General features: G+C 41.3%; 27 protein-coding genes and 1 tRNA gene. 2 read left to right on the top strand and 26 right to left on the bottom strand.

Translation table 11 applies throughout. The features are described from left to right. Window positions 1-33: 33 nt before the first annotated feature. From HT698_RS03935 to cdaA, 8 genes are all read right to left on the bottom strand, one after another. A complete protein-coding gene (locus tag HT698_RS03935; RefSeq protein ID WP_173218138.1) occupies window positions 34-1,905 on the bottom strand; it encodes an ABC-F family ATP-binding cassette domain-containing protein in 1,872 nt (623 codons plus the stop codon). After that, entirely contained in the window at window positions 1,902-3,101 is a 1,200-nt protein-coding gene (locus tag HT698_RS03930) for a CCA tRNA nucleotidyltransferase (RefSeq protein WP_345789461.1), read from the bottom strand. The genes HT698_RS03935 and HT698_RS03930 overlap by 4 nt, the downstream gene beginning before the upstream one ends. Then, the gene (gene dapB / locus HT698_RS03925) at window positions 3,098-3,865 is read right to left on the bottom strand and encodes a 4-hydroxy-tetrahydrodipicolinate reductase (protein ID WP_173218140.1); all 768 of its coding nucleotides are present in this window, start codon (window positions 3,863-3,865) and stop codon (window positions 3,098-3,100) included. The genes HT698_RS03930 and dapB overlap by 4 nt, the downstream gene beginning before the upstream one ends. A 267-nt stretch (window positions 3,866-4,132) precedes the next feature. Next, window positions 4,133-4,981 carry a DegV family protein gene (locus HT698_RS03920; protein WP_173218142.1) on the bottom strand — a complete coding sequence of 283 codons (849 nt, stop codon included), beginning with the start codon at window positions 4,979-4,981 and terminating at the stop codon, window positions 4,133-4,135. 1 nt (window position 4,982) lies between these two features. Beyond that, entirely contained in the window at window positions 4,983-5,357 is a 375-nt protein-coding gene (locus HT698_RS03915; protein ID WP_001050087.1) for a DUF1149 family protein, read from the bottom strand. Between the two features lie 73 nt (window positions 5,358-5,430). Then, the gene (gene glmM / locus HT698_RS03910; RefSeq protein WP_173218144.1) at window positions 5,431-6,783 is read right to left on the bottom strand and encodes a phosphoglucosamine mutase; all 1,353 of its coding nucleotides are present in this window, start codon (window positions 6,781-6,783) and stop codon (window positions 5,431-5,433) included. 24 nt (window positions 6,784-6,807) lie between these two features. Further along, window positions 6,808-7,587, bottom strand: a complete 780-nt coding sequence (locus tag HT698_RS03905; protein WP_173218146.1) for a CdaR family protein — start codon at window positions 7,585-7,587, stop codon at window positions 6,808-6,810. Next, window positions 7,574-8,431, bottom strand: a complete 858-nt coding sequence (gene cdaA / locus HT698_RS03900) for a diadenylate cyclase CdaA (RefSeq protein ID WP_050089436.1) — start codon at window positions 8,429-8,431, stop codon at window positions 7,574-7,576. Before cdaA ends, HT698_RS03905 begins: the two co-directional genes overlap by 14 nt. Before the next feature lie 135 nt (window positions 8,432-8,566). On the opposite strand from cdaA, the gene HT698_RS03895 reads away from it, so the two are divergent. Continuing rightward, a complete protein-coding gene (locus HT698_RS03895) occupies window positions 8,567-9,535 on the top strand; it encodes an NAD(P)/FAD-dependent oxidoreductase (RefSeq protein ID WP_173218148.1) in 969 nt (322 codons plus the stop codon). A 546-nt stretch (window positions 9,536-10,081) separates the two neighbouring features. Next, window positions 10,082-10,657 (top strand): hypothetical protein, encoded by a 576-nt coding sequence (locus HT698_RS03890; RefSeq protein ID WP_173218150.1) that lies wholly within the window; start codon window positions 10,082-10,084, stop codon window positions 10,655-10,657. A gap of 204 nt (window positions 10,658-10,861) precedes the next feature. Here HT698_RS03890 and whiA read toward each other — a convergent pair whose 3' ends face one another. From whiA to codY, 18 genes are all read right to left on the bottom strand, one after another. Next, on the bottom strand, window positions 10,862-11,773 hold the full coding sequence (gene whiA, locus HT698_RS03885; protein ID WP_004262315.1) for a DNA-binding protein WhiA: 912 nt from the start codon (window positions 11,771-11,773) through the stop codon (window positions 10,862-10,864). Then, window positions 11,770-12,747, bottom strand: a complete 978-nt coding sequence (locus HT698_RS03880) for a YvcK family protein (protein ID WP_166727962.1) — start codon at window positions 12,745-12,747, stop codon at window positions 11,770-11,772. The genes whiA and HT698_RS03880 overlap by 4 nt, the downstream gene beginning before the upstream one ends. After that, a complete protein-coding gene (rapZ, locus tag HT698_RS03875; RefSeq protein ID WP_173218152.1) occupies window positions 12,744-13,634 on the bottom strand; it encodes an RNase adapter RapZ in 891 nt (296 codons plus the stop codon). The genes HT698_RS03880 and rapZ overlap by 4 nt, the downstream gene beginning before the upstream one ends. 51 nt (window positions 13,635-13,685) lie before the next feature. After that, entirely contained in the window at window positions 13,686-14,066 is a 381-nt protein-coding gene (locus HT698_RS03870; protein ID WP_069681451.1) for a RidA family protein, read from the bottom strand. 10 nt (window positions 14,067-14,076) lie between these two features. After that, window positions 14,077-14,664 (bottom strand): ribosome biogenesis GTP-binding protein YihA/YsxC, encoded by a 588-nt coding sequence (yihA, locus tag HT698_RS03865; RefSeq protein ID WP_173218154.1) that lies wholly within the window; start codon window positions 14,662-14,664, stop codon window positions 14,077-14,079. A gap of 8 nt (window positions 14,665-14,672) precedes the next feature. After that, entirely contained in the window at window positions 14,673-15,905 is a 1,233-nt protein-coding gene (gene clpX / locus HT698_RS03860; protein ID WP_173218156.1) for an ATP-dependent Clp protease ATP-binding subunit ClpX, read from the bottom strand. Between the two features lie 31 nt (window positions 15,906-15,936). Beyond that, the gene (locus tag HT698_RS03855; protein ID WP_000442276.1) at window positions 15,937-16,107 is read right to left on the bottom strand and encodes a hypothetical protein; all 171 of its coding nucleotides are present in this window, start codon (window positions 16,105-16,107) and stop codon (window positions 15,937-15,939) included. Next, on the bottom strand, window positions 16,107-16,613 hold the full coding sequence (locus HT698_RS03850; RefSeq protein ID WP_173218158.1) for a dihydrofolate reductase: 507 nt from the start codon (window positions 16,611-16,613) through the stop codon (window positions 16,107-16,109). Before HT698_RS03850 ends, HT698_RS03855 begins: the two co-directional genes overlap by 1 nt. Window positions 16,614-16,742: 129 nt before the next feature. Beyond that, window positions 16,743-17,261 (bottom strand): Dps family protein, encoded by a 519-nt coding sequence (locus HT698_RS03845; protein ID WP_024478871.1) that lies wholly within the window; start codon window positions 17,259-17,261, stop codon window positions 16,743-16,745. A gap of 499 nt (window positions 17,262-17,760) precedes the next feature. Next, the gene (lytC, locus tag HT698_RS03840; RefSeq protein WP_173218160.1) at window positions 17,761-19,251 is read right to left on the bottom strand and encodes a choline binding-anchored murein hydrolase LytC; all 1,491 of its coding nucleotides are present in this window, start codon (window positions 19,249-19,251) and stop codon (window positions 17,761-17,763) included. Window positions 19,252-19,288: 37 nt separating this feature from the next. After that, the gene (gene tpiA / locus HT698_RS03835; RefSeq protein WP_112445489.1) at window positions 19,289-20,047 is read right to left on the bottom strand and encodes a triose-phosphate isomerase; all 759 of its coding nucleotides are present in this window, start codon (window positions 20,045-20,047) and stop codon (window positions 19,289-19,291) included. A 97-nt stretch (window positions 20,048-20,144) separates the two neighbouring features. Beyond that, the gene (locus HT698_RS03830) at window positions 20,145-20,822 is read right to left on the bottom strand and encodes a DnaD domain-containing protein (RefSeq protein ID WP_112445488.1); all 678 of its coding nucleotides are present in this window, start codon (window positions 20,820-20,822) and stop codon (window positions 20,145-20,147) included. 8 nt (window positions 20,823-20,830) lie between these two features. Beyond that, entirely contained in the window at window positions 20,831-21,775 is a 945-nt protein-coding gene (metA, locus tag HT698_RS03825; protein WP_112445487.1) for a homoserine O-succinyltransferase, read from the bottom strand. Between the two features lie 182 nt (window positions 21,776-21,957). Continuing rightward, the gene (locus tag HT698_RS03820; RefSeq protein ID WP_001049318.1) at window positions 21,958-22,470 is read right to left on the bottom strand and encodes an adenine phosphoribosyltransferase; all 513 of its coding nucleotides are present in this window, start codon (window positions 22,468-22,470) and stop codon (window positions 21,958-21,960) included. Between the two features lie 272 nt (window positions 22,471-22,742). Next, the gene (gene ugpC / locus HT698_RS03815) at window positions 22,743-23,873 is read right to left on the bottom strand and encodes a sn-glycerol-3-phosphate ABC transporter ATP-binding protein UgpC (RefSeq protein WP_000229957.1); all 1,131 of its coding nucleotides are present in this window, start codon (window positions 23,871-23,873) and stop codon (window positions 22,743-22,745) included. A gap of 281 nt (window positions 23,874-24,154) precedes the next feature. Beyond that, a tRNA-Leu gene (locus HT698_RS03810) sits at window positions 24,155-24,240 on the bottom strand. 80 nt (window positions 24,241-24,320) lie between these two features. Then, on the bottom strand, window positions 24,321-24,896 hold the full coding sequence (locus HT698_RS03805) for an isochorismatase family cysteine hydrolase (RefSeq protein WP_173218162.1): 576 nt from the start codon (window positions 24,894-24,896) through the stop codon (window positions 24,321-24,323). Beyond that, a complete protein-coding gene (codY, locus tag HT698_RS03800) occupies window positions 24,896-25,684 on the bottom strand; it encodes a GTP-sensing pleiotropic transcriptional regulator CodY (RefSeq protein ID WP_061439548.1) in 789 nt (262 codons plus the stop codon). Before codY ends, HT698_RS03805 begins: the two co-directional genes overlap by 1 nt. Window positions 25,685-25,974: the final 290 nt, after the last annotated feature.

Raw genomic sequence — 25,974 nt, 5'->3', positions numbered from 1 at the left:
CATCCTGTCATGAGACGGGATTTTTCTATTCTTTTAGCTATCAAAGTCACTTAGATATTCATAGCGTTCGTATTTTTCAAGGAGTGCTTCGTTTTTCTCATCTAGTTCTTTTTGAAGAGTAGCTAGTTTGCCAAAATCAGAGCCATTGGCCTGCATCTCCTCTTCAATCGCAGCGATACGATTTTCCAAGGCTTCAATATCGCCTTCAATGCTTGCCCACTCCTGCTTTTCTTGGTAGGTCATGCGTTTCTTGTCTTCACGAACCTTGACCACTTTTTCCTTTTCGGCCTTTTGCACTTGATTGGCCATCTCTGTTTCAAAGACTTTTTCATCAAGATAGTCGGTGTAATGACCAAAGAAAGGACGAATCTTGCCATCCTCAAAAGCGAGAATCTTAGTCGCTACCTTATCCAAGAAATAGCGGTCGTGACTAACAGTCAAAACTGGACCAGCAAAGCCTTGTAAGAAATTCTCCAAAACTGTAAGAGTAGCAATATCCAAATCATTGGTCGGCTCGTCCAAGAGAAGAACATTTGGTTTTTCCAAGAGCAATTTGAGGAGATAAAGACGTTTTTTCTCTCCCCCAGACAATTTCTCAATCAAGGTTCCATGTGTCGAACGTGGGAAGAGGAACTGCTCCAGCAACTCTGCAATCGAAGTCGTAGAACCACCGCTGGTCTTGACCTCTTCTGCCACTTCCTGCAGGTAATTGATCACACGCTTGCTTTCATCCAAGCCCTCAATTTGTTGAGAGAAATAGGCGATGCGAACAGTTTCCCCAATCACAACTTGTCCTGCTGTCGGCTCAAGAATGCCTGCAATCAAGTTAAGGAGAGTTGATTTCCCAACACCGTTGTCCCCAACGATTCCGATACGGTCTTTAGCCTGTACCAAGAGATTAAAATCTTGCAAAATAGGCTTGTTTTCATAGGCGAAGGAAACATCCTGAAACTCGATGACTTTCTTCCCAATCCGACTGGTTTCAAAGTTCATGGTCAAGTCTGTCTCAGCACTACTGCCTGAAACTTCCTTTTTCAAGTCATGGAAGCGATTGATACGAGCCTGCTGCTTGGTCGCACGCGCCTGCGGTTGTCTGCGCATCCAGGCCAATTCTTGCTTATAAAGTTGTTCCTTTTTGTGGAGAAGAGCCGCATCGCGCTCGTCCTGTTCTGCCTTAAGGCGAACATAGTCCTGATAATTTCCCTGATATTCGGTCAAGCCTGCTCGGTCCAACTCGAAAATCCGTGTTGACAAAGCGTCTAGGAAATAACGATCGTGGGTAATAAAAAGGACGGTCTTCTTGGAATTTTTCAAAAAGAGGGTCAGCCACTCGATGGTCGCAATGTCCAGATGGTTGGTCGGCTCATCCAAAAGCAAGAGGTCGTGATTGCCAAGTAAAACTTGCGCCAACTGGACCCGTCTTCTTAGACCACCTGACAATTCTCCAACTGGAGTGGATAAGTCTTGAATCCCCAGCTTGCTAAGAACCGTCTTGACCTGACTCTCAATTTCCCAAGCTTGAAGAGAGTCCATTTCTGCCATGACACGTTCCAAACGGGCCTGCTTGTCCTCACTATAGTTGAGCATAATCAACTCATACTCACGAATGAGCTGGATTTCCTTGAGATCGCTGGAGAGGACCGTATCCAAGACTGTCTTTCTATCATCAAAATCAGGATCTTGGGTCAAGTAACCAATCTGGTAATCATTCTTAGCCGAAAAGGGACTGACGTCACCATCAAAGCCAGAAACACCAGAAAGAACATCTAAAAGGGTGGTCTTCCCCGTTCCATTGACACCAATCAGACCAATTCTGTCTAGGTCATGGATAATAAAGGAAATATCCTTAAAAACGGTCTTGTCACCAACGGATTTACTTAGTTTTTCAACGATAAAATCACTCATTTTTTCTCCCTCAGATAAGCATGGATGGCTTGACGGTCATTTTCCAATTCTCCATCGACAATGGCATATTCAATCTCTGTTAAAATCTCTCCCAAGTCTGGGCCCGGCTGATAGCCATATTCCTTGATCAAAATACCACCATTGATTTGGATTTCTTTCTTATCATGAATGGTCAGATTCTGATAGGTTTCTGTGATGGCTTGTGGGTTGACTTCTTTTCCTTGGGTCTGACGAAGATTTTCAGCCTGTAAAAGTAAATCCAAGTCAAAGCGATAACAATCGCGCTTGCTCAATTCTCCCTTTTCACGCAAGGCCAAAATAGTAAGCAAATCCTGAACTTGCTTGGCAAACTGGCGTGAGGTCTTCCAAGCTTTCAAAAATGGCTGCGCATTTTCAATCTCCAAAGCCCACAGTAAAGCCGCCCAGGCTTGTTCAGAAGATTCAAAAGTGAAATCATATTCCAAATCAAACAGTCTGTTAAGCTTATCTTGGCTAGCTGCCATATCAGGGAGATAGTCATAAGCTTGACTCTCAATCATGGAAGCCAAACCCCTTCTCCAAAATGGAGCCAGCATGAGTTTATCAAACTCGACAAATGTACGCTCTACAGAAATTTTCTCCAAAAGGGGCGTCAAAGTCTTCATAGCTTTAAATGTTTCTGACTCAAGCTCAAAGCCAAGACTGGCCTGAAAACGGAAACCACGCATAATCCGCAAAGCATCTTCGTTGAAACGCTCACTTGCCACTCCAACCGCCCTCAAGACTTGATTTTCCAAATCGTCTAAACCATGGAACAAGTCAATGATTTCCCCTGTCTCGTCCAAGGCAAAAGCGTTGACTGTAAAATCACGGCGCTTAAGGTCTTCTTCTAGCGAGCGAACAAAAGAAACCGCACTGGGTCTGCGATAGTCCACATAGACATCTTCTGTCCGAAAGGTGGTTACCTCATACTCCTCATCCCCATCTAAGACCAAGACGGTTCCGTGCTCGATTCCAATATCGGCTGTTCGCGGAAAAATCTGCTTGGTCTCTTCTGGATAAGAAGACGTCGCAATATCCACATCATGGATAGGACGATTGAGGAGGGCATCTCGAACAGAGCCCCCAACAAAATAGGCCTCAAAACCTGCTTCTTTGATTTTTTCTAATACTGGTAAAGCCTTCTGAAATTCAGAAGGCATTTGCGTTAATCTCATAATAAGTGTTCTAATCCATAGACAAGCTCATGACGCTTGACAACTTCTTTAATTCCCAAATTCACCCCTGTCATGAAGGAGCTGCGATCATAGGAGTCATGACGGAGGGTCAATCCTTCTCCCTGATTGCCAAAGATGACTTCCTGATGGGCTACCAAGCCTGGCAAACGAACTGAGTGAATACGCATACCATCAAAGTCAGCACCACGGGCACCAGCAATCAGCTCTTCCTCATCTGCTGCACCTTGCTGAATTGACTCTCGAACTTCTGCCATTAACTCAGCTGTTTTAATAGCTGTTCCACTCGGAGCATCCTTTTTCTTGTCATGATGGAGCTCGATAATCTCCACATTTGGGAAATATTTGGCAGCCTGACTTGCAAATTGCATAAGCAAGACAGCACCCAAGGCAAAGTTAGGGGCAATCAAGCCACCCAAGTCTTGGGCACGAGAAAATGCTTTTAGCTCTGCAATTTCTTCACTTGTGAAACCTGTTGTTCCAACTACTGGAGCAAAGCTATTTTCAAGAGCAAAGCGTGTATTTTCATAGGCAACAGCTGGTGTAGTAAAGTCTACCCAGACATCTGCTTCAAAACCTGCTAAATCAGCCTTATCCTTGAAAACAGGAATTCCCTGCCATTCTGACTCAGACTCAAAAGGATCCAAAACTGCTACCAAGTCCAAGTCTGGATCAGCCAAGACCATCTGACAAGCAGCCTGGCCCATCTTTCCCTTAAAACCGGCAATAATTACTCGAATACTCATCTCTACTCCTGTCTAAGATACAAAGGACCTTAGCTGCCCATGAAAAATAGGGAATGGCGCTGACTTTCCACGAAAGGCAAGACAGGCATCTTTTTTCAAGAGGCAGGTAGTCCGTGTTCAATTGCTAAGATGCAAAGCCTGTAGGAACACAAAGTGAAAATAGGAGTTCTGATCAAGAAGTGTCTACTCCTTGGAAGAACTATCTTTTTCACACAGGGTTCCAGGCGTGTTCAACTGCTAACTTCTTAACTAGTCTAAAAGTGCCAACTAAATTACTGGAATATAACCCAGAGCAATACTTCCTGATCCTAGGTGTGTTCCAATGACACTACCAAATGTAGCTAGTGAAATATCCGTACCTACTCCAGATTCAAGCAAGTGTTGACGCAATTCCTCAGCTTTTTCAGGAGCATTCCCGTGAATGACAATGACCCGATATTGGCCTGAAGCCGTTGTTTCCTTAATGATTTCAATTAAGCGCTTGGTTGCTTTCTTCTCAGTACGGACTTTTTCGTAAACTTCAATCACACCTTGATCGTTAAAATAAAGGATTGGCTTAATGCTAAGCAAATTGCCCAAAATGGCAGCACCATTTGAAAGACGTCCACCTTTCACTAAATGATCCAAATCATCTACCATAATAAAGGCTGATGTACGACTGATTTGAATGGCTAGCTTTTCCTGAATGCTGGCAAAATCATCGCCCTGGTCACGCCAATTAAAGACACTTTCAACCATGATACCCAGAGGAGCACTTGTAATCAAAGTGTCTGGAAAAGCAATGGTTAAGCCCTCATAGTCATCTATCATATACTGGATATTTTGGTAAAAACCTGAAATTCCAGAAGATAGGAAAAGCCCCAAGGCATGAGTATAACCTTGTTCTTTGATCGAAGTTAAACTTTCATCTAACTTGGCAATACTTGGTTGACTGGTCTTAGGCAATTCAGAAGACTGAGCCATTTTTTGGTAAAATTCCTCAGCAGTCAGATTGATACCTTCGACATACTCCTCACCATCAATATTGACAGGAATATCCAAGACATACAAATCTTCTCTTTGCAAGGTCTCTGCACTGAGATAGGCAGAAGAATCTGTGATAACAGCTAGTTTCATATTAGAACTCCAAATTGATTCCTGGTAAGTCTAATGCAATTTCAGTCACTTCGTAAGTCAAACGATTGAGCATATTCAAACATGGACGAGCCAAAGTTTCCACTTCTTCTTGGCTCAATTCACTTGGTTCATTGACAATACGGCCATCGATATGATTTACCTGTGAAATGGTTCCACTGATGACAAACTTATCAAATACAATCATAAATGTCAAAATGACAATCAAGGAAGTCACTTGATTTTCTTGGTCATGTTGGAGCAATTGGAAGTTCACATCCACCTTAGTTTCAGGAGCTCCATTTTCATTTTCCCATTCAAAATTACGCGCATCAAAATGATACTGACTAACAAATTCTTGTTCACGTTTAAGATTCATATCTTTCTCCCTCGGCTACAATATTATAAGCTATTGTACCATAATTTTTTATTTTCATCTAGTTTTCTAGGATTTAGTCAATCCCGATTTCAGCTCGAACTACGTCTGCGATGGTATCAACATAGTAGTCTACTTCTTCTGTTGTAGGCGCTTCTGCCATAACACGCAAGAGGGGCTCTGTTCCACTTGGGCGTACTAGGATACGACCATTCCCTGCCATTTCTTCTTCCATCTTCTCGATGATAGCCTTGATAGCTGGCACTTCCATAGCCTTTTCCTTCATGGCATTTTCCACTCGGATATTGACTAATTTTTGTGGATAGATGGTTACTTCTGCCGCCAACTCTGACAAGCTCTTACCAGTTTCCTTCATGATTTTAGTCAATTGAACTGCTGATAATTGACCATCACCTGTGGTATTGTAATCCATCAAGATAACGTGCCCTGACTGTTCACCACCAAGGTTGTAGCCTGATTTTCTCATTTCTTCAACAACGTAGCGGTCTCCAACTGCAGTGACTGCCTTGTTAATACCTTCACGGTCCAAGGCCTTGTGGAAACCAAGGTTAGACATCACAGTCGTCACGATTGTATTTTGAGCCAATTGTCCTTTTTCAGAAAGGTATTTCCCGATGATGTACATGATTTTGTCACCATCAACAATCTCACCATTTTCATCAACAGCAATCAAGCGGTCACTGTCTCCATCAAAGGCCAAACCGATTGCTGATCCGCTTTCTTTGACCACTTCTTGAAGGGCTTCTGGGTGGGTTGAACCAACATTAAGGTTGATGTTAAGACCATCTGGTGTTTCCCCGATAACAGTCAACTGAGCACCAAGGTCTGCAAAGATTTGACGGGCACTTGTAGAAGCTGCACCATTAGCTGTATCCAAGGCAACCTTCATTCCATCAAGAGGAGTTCCAGTTGAAACAAGGTAGCCTTCATACTTACGTAAGCCTTCTGGATAATCTACCAAAGTTCCCAAGCCTTCTGCACTTGGACGAGGAAGAGTATCTTCCGCAGCATCTAGCAAGGCTTCAATTTCTGCTTCTTTTTCATCGTCTAGTTTGAAGCCATCCCCACCAAAGAACTTGATTCCGTTATCAAGGGCTGGATTGTGGCTAGCAGAAATCATGACACCTGCACTGGCTCCCTCAGTTTTAACCAAGTAAGCTACTGCTGGTGTTGCCAAAACGCCTAGTTTGTATACGTGAATTCCTACAGATAGAAGACCAGCTACCAAGGCAGATTCTAGCATTTCCCCTGAAATACGTGTATCACGTCCTACAAAGACTTTCGGTGCTTCCGTTTCATGTTGACTGAGAACATAGCCTCCAAAACGTCCTAGTTTAAAGGCTAATTCTGGTGTTAGTTCTAGGTTAGCTTCTCCACGGACTCCATCAGTCCCAAAATATTTACCCATTTTTATAAAATCCTTTTCCTATTTTTAATTCGTTTTTGAACTAGTTGCTTTCGTTGACGAAGATGTCTCCGATGAACTGCTTGTGCTTGAATTTGATGTGCTTGAACTTGATGCTACTGGTTTTGTAGTCACCTTCATTATTGTATCAAAGGGAGTGATAACTGCCGGTAAGACAACGCCATTGCGGTCGATTGCCTGCAATGGTACTGAACCACTGTAATTACCTGTTATGCGTTCGCTGGTTGGCAAGACAGCGATAATCTTATCAATTCTATCCAATGTCTCTTGGTCACTCGTAATCGACACTTCTTCATCTGACACCGTGACATTTTCAATCTGTACCCGACTATCAATTTGACTAGGGTCAATCTCTGGTACAACCTTTACCTTATTCTTCTGAGCCTTCTTACCAATCTTGACTGTAATTTTTTGCGGAGTCGCCACAGCGGTCAGCCCATTGGGTAAATCTTCAATGCTCAAAGGAACTTCAATCGTTCCAACACTGGCATCTGTTAGGTCAGCAGTAACCTTGAATTTACGTGTGCTTTCTTGCATTTCACTAGCTAGCGATAGGCGATTTGCACCAGTCAAGACCACTGATACTTCTGAAGCAAAACCGCTAATAAAATACTCATCACTATTATAGCGTATGTCGATAGGGACATTTGTTACTGTATTCGTATAGGTTTCCGTTTTTACCTGCCTAGCACTGGTACTGTTTTGAAAATTCGTCGCCGTAGCATAGACAAATAAGACACAAGCAAAAAAGAGTGAGGATATGATATATAAACTATTTTTTCTCATGTTTCCATCCTCCTAGCAATCGTTCTTTAAAACTAAGACCTGCTTCCTCTTTTGGAAGTAAGATTTCACGTAATTCTGTTTCAAATTCATCAAGTGTTAGGTTGTGCTTAAAGCTTCCATTATAGGTTATCGAAATTCCTCCCGTTTCCTCTGATACGACAAAAGTCAAGGCATCTGAGACTTCTGATAAACCGATAGCCGCCCGGTGTCTGGTCCCAAATTCCTTGGAAATTCCTGTACTTTCTGTCAAGGGCAGATAGGCAGACGTCACAGCGATACGTTCTTCTCTGATAATCACCGCACCATCATGTAGGGGAGTGTTGGGAATAAAAATGTTAATGAGAAGTTCTGCAGAAATCTTAGCATCCAAGGGAATTCCTGTCGAAATATACTCCTGCAAGGTACGTACACGCTGAATAGCAACCAAGGCACCGATTTTACGAGGACTCATGTATTCAACAGACTTAACAAAGGCACGAATCATCTGTTCCTCAGCACTAATAGGGGCATTGGAAAAGAAATCTGTCGCTCTTCCCAAACGTTCCAAACCAGTCCGAATCTCTGGAGAGAAGATAACAACCGCCGCAATAACCCCATAAGTAATAATTTGATTGATTAACCAAGAAATCGTAGTCAAGCCAATCATATTTGCAAGGATTTGAGCTAAAATAAACACCAAAACTCCACGTACCAAAATCATAATCTTGGTTCCTGCAATAGCTTTTGTAAAATGGTATAAAATATAAGCAACAATCAAAATATCAATCAGATTGATAGCTATCGTCCATGGACTTGCAAACAAACTGGTCCAATATTGCAGATTGGATAATTGTTGAAAATTCATCCCTGATATCCTCCCTATCAAAACACTTTCGTCCTATTATACCATTTTCTGGCATTTTTTTCCCTATCCTAGTTCATTTTACATTGAGCAAAAATATGATAAAATAAACTGACTAGAAAAAACAAAGGAGAAACTATGTCTCAACTCTATGATATTACCATTGTAGGTGGTGGTCCTGTCGGGCTTTTTGCATCCTTTTATGCCCATCTACGCCAAGCCAAGGTCCAAATCATCGACTCCCTTCCCCAACTAGGTGGACAACCTGCTATTCTCTACCCTGAAAAGGAAATCCTAGACGTCCCAGGTTTCCCAAACCTGACTGGAGAAGAATTGACTAACCGCTTGATTGAACAGCTAAATGGATTTGATACCCCTATTCATCTCAATGAAACGGTTCTTGAGATTGAAAAACAAGATCAAGGTTTTGTCATTACAACTTCTAAAGGAAGTCACCTATCTAAAACTGTTATCATCGCTATGGGTGGCGGTGCCTTCAAACCACGTCCACTGGAACTTGAAGGTGTTGAGGGCTATGAAAATATCCACTACCACGTTTCCAACATTCAGCAATATGCTGGTAAAAAAGTGACGATTCTTGGTGGGGGAGACTCAGCTGTGGATTGGGCTTTGGCTTTTGAAAAAATTGCGCCAACTACCCTTGTTCACCGCAGAGATAATTTCCGAGCCTTGGAACACAGTGTGCAAGTCTTACAGGAATCTTCTGTAACCATCAAGACCCCCTTCGTCCCTAGCCAACTCCTTGGAGATGGAAAAACGCTTGATAAACTTGAAATCACAAAAGTCAAATCTGATGAAACCGAAACGATTGACATAGACCACCTCTTTGTCAACTATGGTTTCAAATCTTCTGTCGGTAACCTTAAAAACTGGGGTCTGGACCTCAATCGCCACAAGATTATTGTCAACAGCAAACAAGAATCTAGCCAAGCAGGTATCTATGCTATCGGTGACTGTTGCTACTATGACGGAAAAATTGATTTGATTGCGACAGGCCTCGGAGAAGCTCCAACTGCTGTCAACAACGCCATCAACTACATCGACCCTGAGCAAAAAGTACAACCAAAACACTCAACCAGTTTATAAAAAAGAACCACGAGTCAAATGCGATTCGTGGTTTTAACATGAACTACACCTCAAAAGTTAGACAGAAATACATCTAACTTCTGATATGCAGCCCACCTGCTCTTTGCTCTTGTTTGAATAAGAAATTTTTTTGCAGAATCATTAGATTATACAAAGCATTTCATATCAGCCTTTTAAAAATCTATCAAAGCTCTCCAACTATTCTATTATACCATATAAAAAAATTAAAAATAGGCTTGTTTTTTCCTTTTTTAGATGTATAATAAATTTAGAAGAGGATATAAAATAAAAGGAGATTTTATGAGAAAAGTAAATAAGGACATTTTATTCTTGAGTGGAATCATCGTTTTATGTTTTGGTTTTTTGTTATTTCACATCAACCCCTATTACGCCGGGCCGGATGAGACACTGAAAGGAAGGATAAATTTATTCTTTTGGCAACTATATTGGAGACCTATAGGAACTCTCAGTATCTTTTCTGGTTGCATTATGACTTTCAAAGGATTGAAAAAATAATCTTTTGATCATGAAGAAAGGAAACTTTTTATGATTAAACTGAAAATTTTGTTTTTCTCTCTACTATCAAGTCTATTATTCTTAGTCACAGCATCTACAGTTTTTGCTGATGTCTATCCTGGCACACATTATGAAATTGTATCTAATCGTATTATAAAAGATATCAACACAGGGGAGTTACTCTCATTTTATACGACTGAACTTAGAGATGCCTATTTGGAGTCTAAATCTATGTATCAGACTCGTTCTAACGCGACTGGTGTTGCAGATTATAGAACTAAATACTCTCACTCTTACGAGAGCAGTGCCACATCAGGAGCTCTAAGTTCAACAGCCTATGGTGGAAAAGCTGGAGCTACCCTAACTATAGGTGCAGGTGCTAGCTTTTCTGCTCCGGAGTCTGGAGTTGGACTTAGTTTAAATCACTCAGTCTCCCATAACGTACCACCCTACACTTATGGTTATATTAGACTAAAAGCATCTTACACAGTAAATGTTCGTAAACTAGAAGTTAGATACTTAGGCACCAACAAATGGGTTCCAGCTGGTGAAACCTCTACTATATCGAATATTAGCGTTTGGAGCGAACTGGTCACTTGGAAATAACTCATTAGAGATTAGATAAAAACTCAATTTCAAGAGAAAATGAAATAAATTTTCTCACAATAAAACGCATAGTATCACGGTTTTCAATACCTGATATTATGCGTTTTTGATTTTAAAGAGCTAAATTTCTTAACTTAATGACATTGCTTTTTGCCCAACCTCTTTTTATTTCAAAAAAGAACCTCTCAAAACAAGAGCCTGGTTTTATAGTTCATCGGCTATCTTATTGATCTTTCTGAGTCTGTGGTTGACACCACTTTTGGTCAGAGGGGTGCTGAGGCTATCTGCCAACTGTTGGATAGAGTAGTCTGGGTGCTGAATCCGCAACTGCGCTACTTCCTGCAAATCCACTGGCAGATTTTCTAAACCCATGATATCTTTGATTTTACTGATATTGTTGATGGTCTTCATGCTGGCAGAAACTGTCCGAGCGATATTAGCTGTTTCGGCATTGTTGGCCCGATTGAGGTCGTTACGGGTTTCTCGTAAAATCTTAACCCGCTCAAAATCATCACGCGCCTGCATGGCTCCGATGACTATCAAGAAGTCCATAATGTCTTCAGCTCGCTGGAGGTAGGTCACTGCCCCCTTCTTACGCTCAAGCACCTTAGCATCCAGTAAAAATTGCTGGAGAAGGGAGGCAATCCCTTGCGCGTGGTCCAGATAAACAGAACTGATTTCCAACTGGTACTTACCTGATTCAGGGTCACGAATACTTCCATTTGCCAAGAAAGCGCCACAAAGATAAGCACGACCTGCTTCCTCGTCTGATAAAATCTCCTCATCAATACCTGTTTCCAGACCAAAAAAGGAGTCTGCCAAGTGCAAATCACTCAACAAGTCCTGCACTTTTTCATCTGTAAAAACGGTATAGACCCGATTCTTACGAAGATTACTTCTTTGGTGATGTCGAATTTCCGATTTGATTTCGTAGAAATGGAGAAAAGACTCATAGAGGTGACGAGCTAGCTTAGCATTTTCTGTCACAACAGACAGGGTCAAGCCCGAAGTCGAGAGGCCGATACTGCCAGACATCTTGATAATGGCAGATAATTCATGCCGGCTTAGATGGTGCTGACCTAGGATTTCTTCTTTTACTGCTACTGTGAAACTCATTTTCTCACCTGTATAATCCGCATCAATTCGTCCACGATCAAATCTCCATCGTGGAAGGCACCCCCATTTTCCAGACGAAGGAAGTTGGATGAAATCACACGCGGAACTTGCTTACAAAGACCAGCAAAATCATGTTCCACCTGCACCAAGTATTCATCAAAACGGTTGGAATTCATGTATTCCTGAGGCACTTTTTCGATATTCACCAAAACCGTATCGATAAAAGGTCGGCCAAGGTGACGATGCAAGACTTCCACATGGTCGCTATCTGTAAAGTGTTCCGTCTCCCCACGTTGGGTCATGATATTGCAGACATAGGCGATTTCTGCCTTGGTTTCCAAAAGCGCCTGCCCGATTTCTTTAATCACGATATTGGGCAAAATAGAGGTAAAGAGGGAACCAGGCCCTAGGACAATCATGTCACTTTCAAGAATGGTCTGCACTACTCGACGGCTGGCCAGAGGTGTATCATCGTTGAAGGTATTGGTCACATAGACATGGTCAATCATGCCTGGATGGTCTGCGATATGACTCTCTCCAGCCACTTCTGTCCCATCCTGAAAGACTGCATGCAGGGTCAAAGGATGGTCACTGGAAGGATAAATCTTCCCAGTTGTATGGAAAAACTTGCTCAATAACTGCATGGCATTATAGGTCGAACCCTGCATTTCTGACAGGCCAGCGATAATGAGATTGCCCAGCGGATGTCCAGCAAAGGCTCCTGCATCCTCAGAAAAACGGTATTGAAAGACCTTTTCATAAAATTTTGGCATATCCGACATGGCCACAAGGACATTACGAAGATCACCTGGCGGTGTCAATTGTTGCATATTTTTTCGGAGTTCACCTGATGAACCACCATCATCCGCCACCGTTACGATAGCTGCGATTTCCACATCTTTTTCCCGCAGACTCTTAAGAATGACAGGGATCCCAGTCCCTCCACCAATCACCGTTATCTTTGGTTTTCTCATGAACGGTTTACCGTTTCCTTTCTTCGGTCTTTGTCGCGATGCCCTTCATTAACAGGCCAAGTCTTGGATAAGTCCTGCGCCAAGCGTTTGGCAAAGGCCACACTACGGTGTTGTCCCCCTGTACAACCCATGGCAATGGTCAAAACGGACTTCCCTTCCTTTTGGTAACTTGGCAAAATCGGCTCAATCAAGGCCAATAAATGCTGATAAAAATCTTTTGACTCAGGATGATTCATGACATAGTCATAAACAGGTTCATCCACACCCGTTTGGTTTCTCAGCTCTGGAAGGTAATATGGATTTGGCAAAAAGCGCACATCAAAAACCAAGTCTGCATCAATTGGGATTCCATATTTAAAGCCGAAAGACATGACTTCGATACGGAAAGACTGGGCTTGTTCTTGATCTGAAAACTGCTCTGCAATGGTTTTACGTAGCTCACGAGGAGTGAGTTCAGTTGTATCCACCACATTTTGGCTCATATTTTTCAAAGGTGCCAAGAGTTCACGTTCCAGCTTGATTCCATCCAAAATCCGTCCATCCGCAGCTAATGGGTGACTCCGTCTGGTTTCCTTGTAACGAGCGACCAATTCCTTATCAGCTGCATCCAAAAAGAGGATTTTAAAATCCAAATCATCCTGATTTTCCAACTCATCCAAAACAGCTTGAATCTCTGAAAAGAAAGAACGGCTACGCATGTCCACTACCAAGGCCAACTTATGATCGTCTTCCTTTGTTTCCACCAACTGCAAAAACTTAGGCAAGAGAGCTGGCGGCATATTATCAATAGTAAAATAACCCAAATCTTCGAAGGACTGAATGGCAACTGTTTTCCCTGCACCACTCATCCCTGTCACAATCACCAAGTGAAGTTGTTTCTTTGTCATCTTTTTCTCCTTATATCAAAAGAAGTTTGGCAACACCAAACTTCAACTAGCTTATCCAATCTCTGCGATGACTTCAATTTCGACTTTTACATCACGAGGAAGACGAGCTACCTCCACAGCTGAACGAGCTGGAAATTCCTCTTTAAAGGCCGTTTGGTAAACCTCATTAAAAGGAACAAAGTCGTTCATATCGCTCAAGAAGCAAGTTGTTTTGACAACATGGTCAAAGTCTGTTCCCGCTTCTGCCAAAATAGCATCGATGTTTTTTAAGACTTGCTCTGTCTGTTCTTGAATCGTTTCTCCAACGATTTCCCCAGTTTCAGGAGAGAGAGGAACTTGACCACTAGCAAACAAAAGATTGCCAACGATTTTTCCTTGAACATAAGGCCCGATAGCCTTTGGAGCTTTATCTGTATGAATTGTTTTTGCCATTTTCTTTTCCTCACAATTTTTCTAAGATTGCATCCCAAGCCTCATCCATCCCTGCCTTGCTGACAGATGAAAAGAGGATGAAATCGTCACTTGGGTTAAAGTTTAATTTCTTTTTAATTGCTGATTCATGCTTGTTCCATTTACCACGAGGAATCTTGTCTGCCTTGGTCGCCACAATGATGACTGGAATCTCATAATAATTGAGAAATTCATACATCTGCACATCATCTGCTGACGGGTCATGACGAAGGTCAACTAGATTGACCACTGCACGGAGATTTTCCCGAGTCGTTAGGTACTCCTCAATCATGCGCCCCCACTTTTCACGTTCCTTTTTGGAAACACGGGCATAACCATAACCAGGCACATCCACAAAGCGCATCTTGTCATCAATGTTAAAGAAGTTGAGTAACTGGGTTTTACCAGGTTTACCTGATGTACGAGCCAGATTCTTACGGTTCAGCATGGTATTGATAAAGCTAGACTTGCCAACATTTGAACGCCCTGCGAGAGCGATTTCTGGTAGGTCATCCTGCGGATAGTGGGATTTATTGGCCGCACTGAGCAAGATTTCAGCATTGTGTGTATTGATTTCCATAGTCACCTCTAGGCTGTTTCTAGGATTGGTTTATCCGTTCCATCGACAGCTTCTTTTGTGATGCGGACCAATTTCACATTTTCCTGACTCGGTACTTCAAACATGACATCTAGCATGGTTTCTTCGATGATGGAGCGAAGGCCACGCGCCCCTGTCTTCCGTTCGATGGCCTTATTGGCAATCTCTTGAAGGGCTTCGTCGTCAAATTCCAACTCGACATCATCATAAGATAACAAGGTTTGGTACTGTTTGACCAAGGCATTTCTTGGCTCTTTCAAAATGCGAACCAAGTCATCAACCGTCAATTGCTCAAGAGCTGCAAAGACAGGCAAACGTCCAATCAACTCTGGGATAATACCAAATTTTTGAATATCTTCTGCGATGATTTCTTGCATGTATGAGCTGTTTTCGTCAATCGCCTTGTTGTTTTGACCAAATCCGATGACTTTTTCGCCCAGACGTTGTTTGACGATTTCTTCAATACCATCAAAGGCACCACCCACTATGAAGAGGATATTTTTGGTATCCACTTGAATCATTTCTTGTTGCGGATGTTTGCGTCCACCTTGAGGCGGCACGCTAGCAACAGTTCCCTCGATAATCTTGAGAAGGGCTTGTTGCACACCTTCACCAGAAACATCACGTGTGATAGAGACATTCTCGCTCTTCTTGGCAATCTTGTCAATTTCATCCACATAGATAATCCCACGCTCTGCACGCTCGATGTTAAAGTCAGCAGCCTGCAAGAGTTTAAGGAGGATATTTTCCACGTCCTCACCTACATAACCAGCCTCAGTCAGAGCTGTCGCATCCGCAATGGCAAAAGGCACATTCAAGCTCTTAGCCAAGGTCTGAGCAAGGAAAGTTTTCCCTGAACCAGTTGGACCAATCATCAAGATGTTTGACTTCTGCAAATCCACATCTTCTGACTCCTCACGCGTATCGTGGAAATTGATGCGTTTGTAGTGGTTGTAAACTGCCACTGCCAGGGCACGCTTGGCACGATCTTGACCGATAACATAGTGGTTCAAGATATGGAGGAGTTCAATTGGTTTTGGCACCTCAGACAAGTCTGCCAAGACTTCCTCAACCAATTCTTCTCGAATGATTTCTTGAGCTAACTCCACGCATTCATTACAAATAAAAGCATTGTTGCCAGCGATTATTTTTTGTACTTCTTCTTGGTTTTTGCCACAAAATGAGCAATAAACCATCATATCATTTTTTCTAGTTGTAGACATGATTTCCTTCCATTCTATACTGTCATTCTATCTAAAATAAGGTCATGTAAAAAGCATGAATACTATTGACCAAATTGGTAAAGGCATTTAACCAAAGGAGGATAGAAAGCCCGTAACGCTTTTTACGAAAAGCCTGTGCTCCTGCCAGAAGGCAGATGAAACACAGAAAAGCCGTGAATAAACCAAATAAACTCCGTTCCATTAGACTTCCTTTCTCTTGCGGTATTGGATGGTAAAATCATAAGGATTCTTCTCATCTTTGGTATAGGATTTGCTTGATACTATCTCAAAAAGGGACAAGTCAAAATCTTCAGGGAAATAAGTATCTCCCTCCACCCGAGCATGGATTTGAGTGACAATTACTTCATCCAAATAGGGTTCAAAAGCCTGAAAAATCTGCTTTCCACCGATAATATAGAGATTCTTGTCTTGACTCTGATACCAGTCCAAGACAGACTGGACATCCTGAAAAGTAGCCACCCCATCTATCTTTTCTTCTGGATTACGAGTCAAAATCAAGGTCTCCCGTTTTGGAAGCAAGCGACGTCCCATTCCATCAAAGGTTACCCGCCCCATCAAGATAGCATGATTCAGAGTTGTTTCTTTAAAGTGTTGCAATTCTGCCGGCAAATGCCAAGGCAGACGATTGTTCTTACCAATCACACCCTCTTCGTCCTGGGCCCAAATAGCTACGATTTTCTTAGTCATGCTTCCATCCTTTTCACTGATAGTACTATTTTATCAAAAAACTCAAAAAAAGACTGGTTTGGAATAGCTTACAAAATAGAAAAAATCTGTAAGAAATTTCCTACAGATTTATCTATGTTACCTTATTTCTTACAAACCAGGTGCTTGTCCAAGTTCTGCTGCAAGCATCCAAACTGTTTTCTCAAGTTCAGCCTTAGCACCAACAAAAATATCGTTTGTAACATCATCGCCTTCTTCGTCAGTCACATCCAACGCTTTTTGGAAAAGAGTGATGAGGTAGCGATAAATAGCTAGAACACGTTCCAAGCTTTCTTCAACATTACGGTATTCACCAGCTTCTTCTTCGATTTCACTGTTTTGAAGGAACTCTGTCAAAGTAGAGTATGGTTTACCACCGAGTGTAATCAATCGTTCACTGATTTCATCTAAATGACCATCAAGAGCATCCATGTACTCATCCATTTTTGGATGCCATACCATAAAACCGCGTCCACGCATGTACCAGTGCACTTGATGAAGAGCAATATGCGCTACATACAAATCTGCAACAGCTTGATTCAAAACTTCCTTTGTTTTTGCCAATGCTACTGGCGCTGCTTTTGTTAATGTTGCGACATCTTTTGCTGCTTCTTTTTTCAATTCTACCATTTTATTTTACCTCATTCATTATTTTTATGTAACCACTTCTTAATGATTACTACCTCAGTATACTACTAAGGAAAGACAATTGCAAGCCAAATGACCCACATGAGAAAAGTTGCAATAGACTGATAATTTAAGAATTCTTTAGAAGACGAAAAAGAGGTCTGGATGCTTATAGTCCATGGAAATCCATCAGCAAACTAGGAAGCCAAACCCAGCTTGACCAAAGCACAAGTTTTGAGGTCGCAGGTAGAACTGAGCACGCTGATGTGGTTTGAAGAAATTCCCCAAGACTATAATAGATTGAAATAAGATGGAGCCAAGTCGATTAGGAAAGACAAATGAATTTCTAAAAATATTTTAGCAACCGCAATGTCCTGGTCTATATTCAATCTACTATATAAGATTCATTTCCTAGCAAGATCTTGAATTTACTCGAGGATAAACTATCATAAAACAAAGAAAAAGAGGGTGCTAGTATCACATCCCTCTTTCAAATCATCGCTTAATACCAAACGCTGACATCTACGCGCCCTTGGATTCCTTTCATGTATTCAGAAGAGGTATACTGCCAACCTTTTTCTCCTGAATAATGAGGGTTTTCCCATTCTAAAGCATTGGTATAGGCCGCTACCCAGTTTACATGTTTTAAAATATCTGGGTGTTTTAAACGCGTCTGTAATAAACTACGATAGCTATAGACATACACATTTTGATAACCCGCCTGCTTCATCGTCTCCATGTACTTGTTGATAATCTTAACCCAAGTACTTGTATCACTCGGAGCACGCTTACTTTTATTCACATACTCCCAGTTCTCAACATCATAGTAGATAGGGTAAGACAAGTTCATATTGTATTTCTTCAGAAGTTCAATGGTCTGTTCAGCGTCATTCTCAGCATCGGTCTCATTTTCAGCATAGGTATAGAGATAGACGCCATAAGGAATTCCCAGACGGTTTAACTCCTTAATGTTATGCGCCAATTCCTTGTCTTCTTTACCGCTATAACCTAGACGAACAATGACACCATCCACCTCGTTCTCATCAATAACCTTTTTCCAATCATTGATACGACCATTGTGCTCACTAATATCAATAACTTTCTTAGCATGTTCGGTTCCCACTTGCTCTTCTCTATTATTAAAGAAATAGCGTTTACCATCTCTGTGAACCCAGCCGACATTCAAATCTTTCTTTTCTTTGAGCTCACCAGAAGCCGCAAAGATATAGCGAGCACCATCCATAATCACTTCATCAGTCGCCATGGCACCACTTCCAGTCAAATAGTAGTTGCCTTGCCACTCATTCCGCGCCATATAGCCCCACTTCTTGAAATAGTACCATTTGCCGCCCACTTTTTGCCACTCTTGGTTGGCATAAGTTCCATCGGATTTTAGATAAAAATAAGCAGAATAAGCCGGATCATAAAGCCATTCATTTTGCATCATGGCACCTTGACCATTCAAGAAATAACTTCCTTGCCATTGGCTTTTAGCCATGTAACCCCACTTCTTGAAGTAATACCACTTATTTCCAATCAATTGCCATTCTTGATGAGCATAAGCCCCATCTGACTTGAGATAAAACCAACTCTTGTAATTACTGTCATAGATCCACTCGTTTTGGGCCATATACCCACCTGATTTCAGGTAGTAATTTCCATGCCATTCATTCTGCGCGTAACGACCATCTGAATTAATATAAAACCAAGCCTTATAGTAGTTGTCAAAAATCCATTCACTTTGAGCTTTAGAACCATCAGCCTTTACATAATAATCTCCATCCCAGTGGGCAGAGACACTGTTTCTCTGTTCATTGCTACTAGTTGATGAAGTCCCTGTTGATAGACTAGATTTTTCTGAAACTGTGCTTCCACTTGTTTCATCTGCCGCAATTCCTGAAACTCTTGCGCCAAGTAAGCAAAGACTTGCTAGCCCTATACATACAATTTTTGTTTTCAATCTTTCCTCTCCTATAAAAAATGGAACAGACATCTGAATGCTGTTCCACCTAGCTTTTGCTACTTACTGATTATTTTACAAAGTCAAGCAAAGCCAAGAAGCTTTCAGCTTCAAGTGACGCACCACCTACAAGGGCACCGTCAACGTCTGGACAAGCCATGTATGAAGTAACGTTCTCAGGTTTAACAGAACCACCGTATTGAACACGAACTTTGTCCGCAACTTCTTGACCGAAGTCAGCAGCTACAACGTCACGAACAACTTTACACATTTTTTGTGCATCGTCTTGTGAAGCTGATTTACCAGTACCGATAGCCCAGATTGGCTCATAAGCGATAACTGATGCAGCAACTTGTTCAGCAGTCAATCCAGCCAATGCAGCAGATACTTGAGCACCTACAAATTCAGCAGCTTTACCAGCTTCGTAAGTTTCAAGTGACTCACCACAACAGATGATTGGAAGCATACCGTTTGCAAAGATTGCTTTTGCTTTTTTGTTGATATCTTCGTCAGTTTCATGGAAGTAGTCACGGCGTTCTGAGTGACCGATAACAACGTAGTCAGTACCGATTTCTTTCAAAACTTGTGGGCTAGTTTCACCAGTGAAAGCACCTGCATTTTCAAAGTAGCAGTTTTGAGCAGCAACTTTAAGGTTTGAACCTTTAGCAGCAGCAAGAACAGTTGTCAAATCAAGAGCTGGAGCTGCGATACCTGCTTCAACAAGGTCTGATGAAGGAAGTTTTGACGCAACTGCTTCAACGAATGCTTTAGCTTCTTCTGGATTTTTGTTCATTTTCCAGTTACCAGCGATAAATGGTTTACGTGACATTTCACATACCTCTTTTTTCAATTTATTTTCTATTTATTTTATCACAATTAGACACAGCTTGCAAATCTTACTCGGATTTCAAGTCTGCTTACATGGATTAATCCTTCCAGAGATCCATAGCATTTCTAAAATCTGCGGATACCTGTGTCAACTGAGGATTGCTTGCTTCTCTCTCTGCCCGCTTAGCCTCGATTTGAGCCACACTCTTGATACCTTCATGGCGCCAGTTTCTCAAAATCGCCTGAATGTACTTCCAGTTTGCTTTTCCATTCAAAACAGCTTCACGAAGAGCTTCCTTAATCAAGTCAGCACTGGTTCCATCTTCTTTTAGGGTCTTAGTCAAATCTTCAATTTCAAAAGGTGTCAACAAGCGTCCTAATTCCTGCTGGAAGGTTTCTACCAAATCCTTGAGCTGATTTTGAGGTGTCAACTGGTCTGAACTTGAATGAGCGACTCCAAGCAAGTCATCCAGACGTTCCAAAGCCAAACTAGCATCAAAAAGCAATTCAATTTCACCATTCAATTCAATCGTTCGATACTGGAGAAGTCCCCTCTCCGTCAGATTAGAAATGGACTGGTTGACATCCGAAATTTCCTTGCCAATCCTGTCAGCAATCTGGCTTGGCGACATTTCTTCCAAGCCTGTCGTATTTTGCAAATAGAAAAATTGCCAGACCAGAAAATCATCGCTGGAAGGAAAGAGTTCCTTAAAATGCAAGAGCAGGGTACTCGGTAAAACCAAGTTCCCTGATTTAAAAGCGTCTAAATATGTCATAATTCCTCTTATAAATATCCAAATGCGGATGCATCATCTTCTATTTTTCTCCAGTCAAAAGGAGTTTCCTGATAGACCGCATAGTTCACCCAGTTACTGAAAAAGAGGGCTGCCGATGAAGACCAACAAAGACAAGGCGTCTGATTAACATCATCATCCTTAAAATAATTTTCTGGAATATGAGGATCTAAACCTGCATCACGATCCCTAAAATACTCTTTTGCCAAGGTATCACGGTCATATTCCAAATGCCCAAAACTATAAATTTCTCGTAAATCACGACTGGCCAAAATCGAAACCCCAACCTGTGGCCCTTCTGATAAAATCTCGAGATTGGTTTTGTTTAAGACTTCTTCCTTAGAAATCTCCGTGTGCCGTGAATGAGGGGATACATAGCTATCGTCAAAGCCTCTAAAAAGAAGGTGCCCTTCTTTTAAAGCATCCTGAGGATAAATACCTGATAACTTACTGTCCATCTGGTATTTTTCTACCCCATAGCGTAGGTAGAGCCCAGCCTGAGCCCCCCAACAGATATGAAGCGTCGAATAGACATGAGTCTTGGACCACTCAAGCACCTGGCTAAATTCCTCCCAATAGTCCACTTCCTCAAATGGTAAATGTTCAACTGGAGCACCCGTGATAATCATCCCATCAAAATACTCATCCTTGACTTCAGGAAAAGTTTTATAAAAGGTCTCCATGTGCTCTGAACGAGTTGTCTTAGAACGGTGGCTCTCCATATAGAGAAAATCAATATCCAGTTGTAGGGGGGTATTAGCCAAGTGGCGTAACAACTGGGTTTCTGTGACCATTTTCTGTGGCATGAGATTTAAAATTAAAATCTTCAAAGGACGAATATCTTGGTGAGCAGCACGTTGATCATCCATGACAAAGATGTTCTCTGTCCGTAAAATCTCAACAGCTGGCAATTTTTTATCAATTCGAATCGGCATAACCCTCTCCTAACTGTATTCTTTCAGGAATCATTGCATATGTTTGAAGCCAAATCTCAAACACTTAGTCCTTTTATTATACTGCAAGAAGATATAGTTTTCAATTATAGTTTTTCTCTAACTAGCTATAGTCTATTTTTATATCCTAATGTAGAGAAAACAGCCCTAGGGACTGTTTTTCATTAATAATGCATCAAAACTTTGTAATCGTAGTCACCGATTTTTTCACGGCCGTTCAATTCATCCAATTCAACAAGGAAGGCACAACCTGCTACAACACCACCAAGTTTTTCAATCATCTCGATGGTTGCCTTAACAGTTCCACCTGTTGCCAAGAGGTCATCTACAATAAGAACACGTTGACCTGGCTTGATGGCATCCGCATGCATAGTCAAGGTATCAACACCGTACTCTTTTTCATAGTCAGCAGAAATGACTTCACGTGGTAATTTACCTGGCTTACGAACAGGGGCAAAACCAATTCCCAACTCAAAGGCAACTGGACAGCCCACGATAAATCCACGAGCCTCAGGCCCTACAATCATGTCTATTTTCTTGTCAGTAGCATACTGAACAATTTCACGAACAGCGTAGCTATATGCATTTCCATCAGCCATCAAAGGACTGATATCACGGAAGGTAATCCCTTCCTTTGGATAATTTTCAATTGTTGCAATGTAATCTTTTAAATTCATCTTTTTCTTTCTTTCAAAGTTTTTTACTCTCTATTATACCATACTTTCTAGTAAAGAAGAAAGAGAAAACAATATTTCATCTGCTAGTCACCCTATAAGGCAAATAAGATGACCATTTTTATTCAAGGAGTATCACAAGATAGATGCCTAATATGACTTCCCTAACAAAAAGGAGAGAAGCATTTTGTTTCTCTCCCTAGATTAACTGATATCTCTCCACTACAATTGATAAAGAGATATCTTTTCTTGTAGTGCTTTGAATTTTATTTATTTTAATAGACTGTTTTTTCAGTTTCTACATCAAAGAAGTGTGCTTTGTTCAAGTCAAATCCAAGCTCAACTGTTGCACCTGTCTGCAAGTAGTCACGAGCATCAACTTTAGCAACAAATTCGTCTTTACCAACTTGGCAGTAAAGGTGAGATTCTGAACCAAGCAGTTCTGATACAGAGATAGTCGCTTTTACAACACAGTCTGGGAATGTTTCAAGGAAAGCAGGTTCTGCATTCACGTCTTCTGGACGAATACCGAAGATCAATTCTTTACCTTCGTAGCCTTTTTCACGAAGAACTTTCAAAGCACCTTCTGGAACTTTCAAACGGAAACCATCAGAAATAATTTCACTTCCAACCAATTTCACATTGATGAAGTTCATAGCTGGACTTCCGATAAATCCTGCTACGAATTTGTTAACCGGGTTTTTGTAAACTTCTTGAGGAGTACCGATTTGTTCTACACGTCCGATAGTACCTGTACCAGCAGGGTTCTTAGTTGCTGACATGATAACGATACGGTCTGCAAGTGTCATCGCTTCTGTTTGGTCGTGAGTTACGTAGATAGTTGTAGCTCCGATACGACGGTGGATTTTCGCAATTTCAGCACGCATTGATACACGAAGTTTAGCATCCAAGTTTGACAAAGGTTCGTCCATCAAGAATACTTTTGCATCACGGACGATAGCACGCCCCATGGCAACACGTTGACGTTGACCACCTGAAAGGTCAGCTGGTTTACGTTCCAAAAATTCTTTCAATCCAAGAATTTCAGCTGCTTCTTGCACACGTTTGTCGATGTCTTCTTTGCTGTATTTACGCAATTTCAAACCGAAAGCCATGTTGTCATAAACAGTCATGTGTGGGTAAAGAGCGTAGTTTTGGAATACCATAGCGATGTCGCGGTCTTTTGGAGCTACGTCGTTGACAACCACGCCATCGATAGATGCAGTACCTTCTGTGATGTCTTCAAGACCAGCAATCATACGGAGTGTAGTTGATTTACCACATCCTGAAGGACCTACGAAAACGATAAATTCTTTATCTTTGATGTTCAAGTTGAAATCTTCAACTGAATAGTGTTCGCTATTTGGATATTTTTTGTAAATATTTTTAAGATTTAATTCTACCATGAGGTGAACTCCTTTTGTCTTTTGATAATTATATTATAGATGAAAACGCTTTACATTTCTATGGCAAGGTGACCAAAAAAATTAAAAAGTTCTGTGCAACTTGCACAAAACTTTAGAGAATATCGGAGAATTTGAAGAAGATAATCTTTATTATTCTTCTATACAAAAGCAGAAACAAGAATCAGCTTTCCCATATTTTCGCTGATTCTCCACTACATTTGACTGGATTCTAATTTTTTAGAGAAATACAAAAGAGCTAGCCTAAGCTAACTCTTATCCTATGCGGAGAGAGGGACTTGAACCCTCACGACCTAAAGCGGTCACAGGATCCTTAGTCCTGCGCGTCTGCCAATTCCGCCATCCCCGCGTCGATTACTTTACTAGTATATCAACTTTTGGGATGCTTGTCAACACTTTTTTTCAATTTTTTTCATTTCATCAACCAAATTACTCTAAAATTTCATTTAGATTTTCATCTACTAACTTAGCTCCAAGTGTATTTTTGAAATGGCCTAGGGCAAATTGATGATTTTCAGGCCAGATGGAAGCAACAGCTGGTTGAACAATCTCGATGTCATATCCTAGATTATAGGCATCTATAGCTGTATGTAGGACACAGATATCCGTCAAGACACCTGTTAAGATAACGGTAGACACTCTACGCTCTCTCAAACGAATATCCAGGTCAGTCCCTGAAAAAGCTGAGTAATGGCGTTTATCCATCCAAAAGACACGACTGTCTGAACCATGCTCTTGATAAAAGGTCCCCAAATCTCCGTATAAATTCCGTCCGCTCGTCCCAATCAGATTATGAGGAGGGAATAGCTTGCTTTCTGGATGGAAACAATCGTTTTCTTCATGAGCATCGATGGTAAAGAAGATGTAATCTCCTCTTTCAAAAGCTAATCGAGTCACCTTGCTAATGGCATCCGAAATAGCCTGGGCTGGAGCGCCTGCTGTCAGCTTCCCACTATCAGCAACAAAATCTTCTGTATAATCAATCGAAATTAAAGCTTTAGTCATTAGTAATCTCTTTTCTTCACTTCTTCAAAAATATCTGAAATCAAGACCTTAAGATAGGTTCCCTTCATTCCAAGTGAGCGACTTTCAATAATCCCTGCAGACTCAAGTTTACGAAGGGCATTGACAATCACAGAACGGGTAATTCCGATACGGTCTGCAATCACAGACGCAGTCAACTGCCCTTCATTTCCATTTAATTCCCCTAAAATTGCTGAAACAGCACGGAGTTCGGAGTAAGAAAGGGTATTAACCGCCATGGTGACAGCAGTACGGCGACGGATATTTTTCTCATCTTCTTCACGCTGGAAGTTAAGAAGCTGAATCCCAACCACGGTACTGGCAATCTCAACCAAAATCAAATCTTCATCTTCGAATTTTTTATCATTGCGCCAAATAATCAAAGAACCAAGGCGAATCCCCGATACATGAATCGGTGCAATAGTCGTCAAGCCATCTGGAAAATCATCTCTACTCTCAACAGGGAAAATACTCATATCATGCTCAACAGGCAAGTTTGATTCTGTTTCGTAAATCATATTAGCCCCTTGAACGTAGTCATCTGGGAATATCTTAGTTTGGAAGAATTGCTCTACGCGATCTGTATTTGTTTTATAACGCATAAAATAGCCAAGCAGACGTCCCTTACTATTGATAATGCAGGCATTGCAATGAATAATATCCGCTAACTGACGCGTAATAGCGTTGTAAGGAAGCTCATCCTGCAACTGCTCCTCTGAGCGCTTCAAAATTGATGTAATCTTTCTTGTTTTTTCTAATAAATGTGCCATTTTTCACCTCGAATTTAATCGCTATCATTATAACATAAAAACGTCTCTTTTTCAATCATTATCTGAAAATTCCTTATTGACTTGCAATTTTTAAAAACCAGAATATTTTTAATTAAATTGTTCCTTTTCTATTGACAAACTGCCTATTTTTGTGTATTATAACATTATAAAAAGATAATACAATGATTTTATTTATACTCAATGAAAATTAAAGAGCAAACTAGGAAACTAGCCGCAGGCTGCTCAAAGCACTGCTTTAAGGTTGCAGATAAAACTGACGAAGTCAGCTC

The sequence above is a fragment of the Streptococcus sp. 3109 genome, assembly GCF_013276905.1.
Lineage (GTDB): Bacteria > Bacillota > Bacilli > Lactobacillales > Streptococcaceae > Streptococcus.
This window is presented reverse-complemented; position numbering and strand designations above follow the sequence as displayed.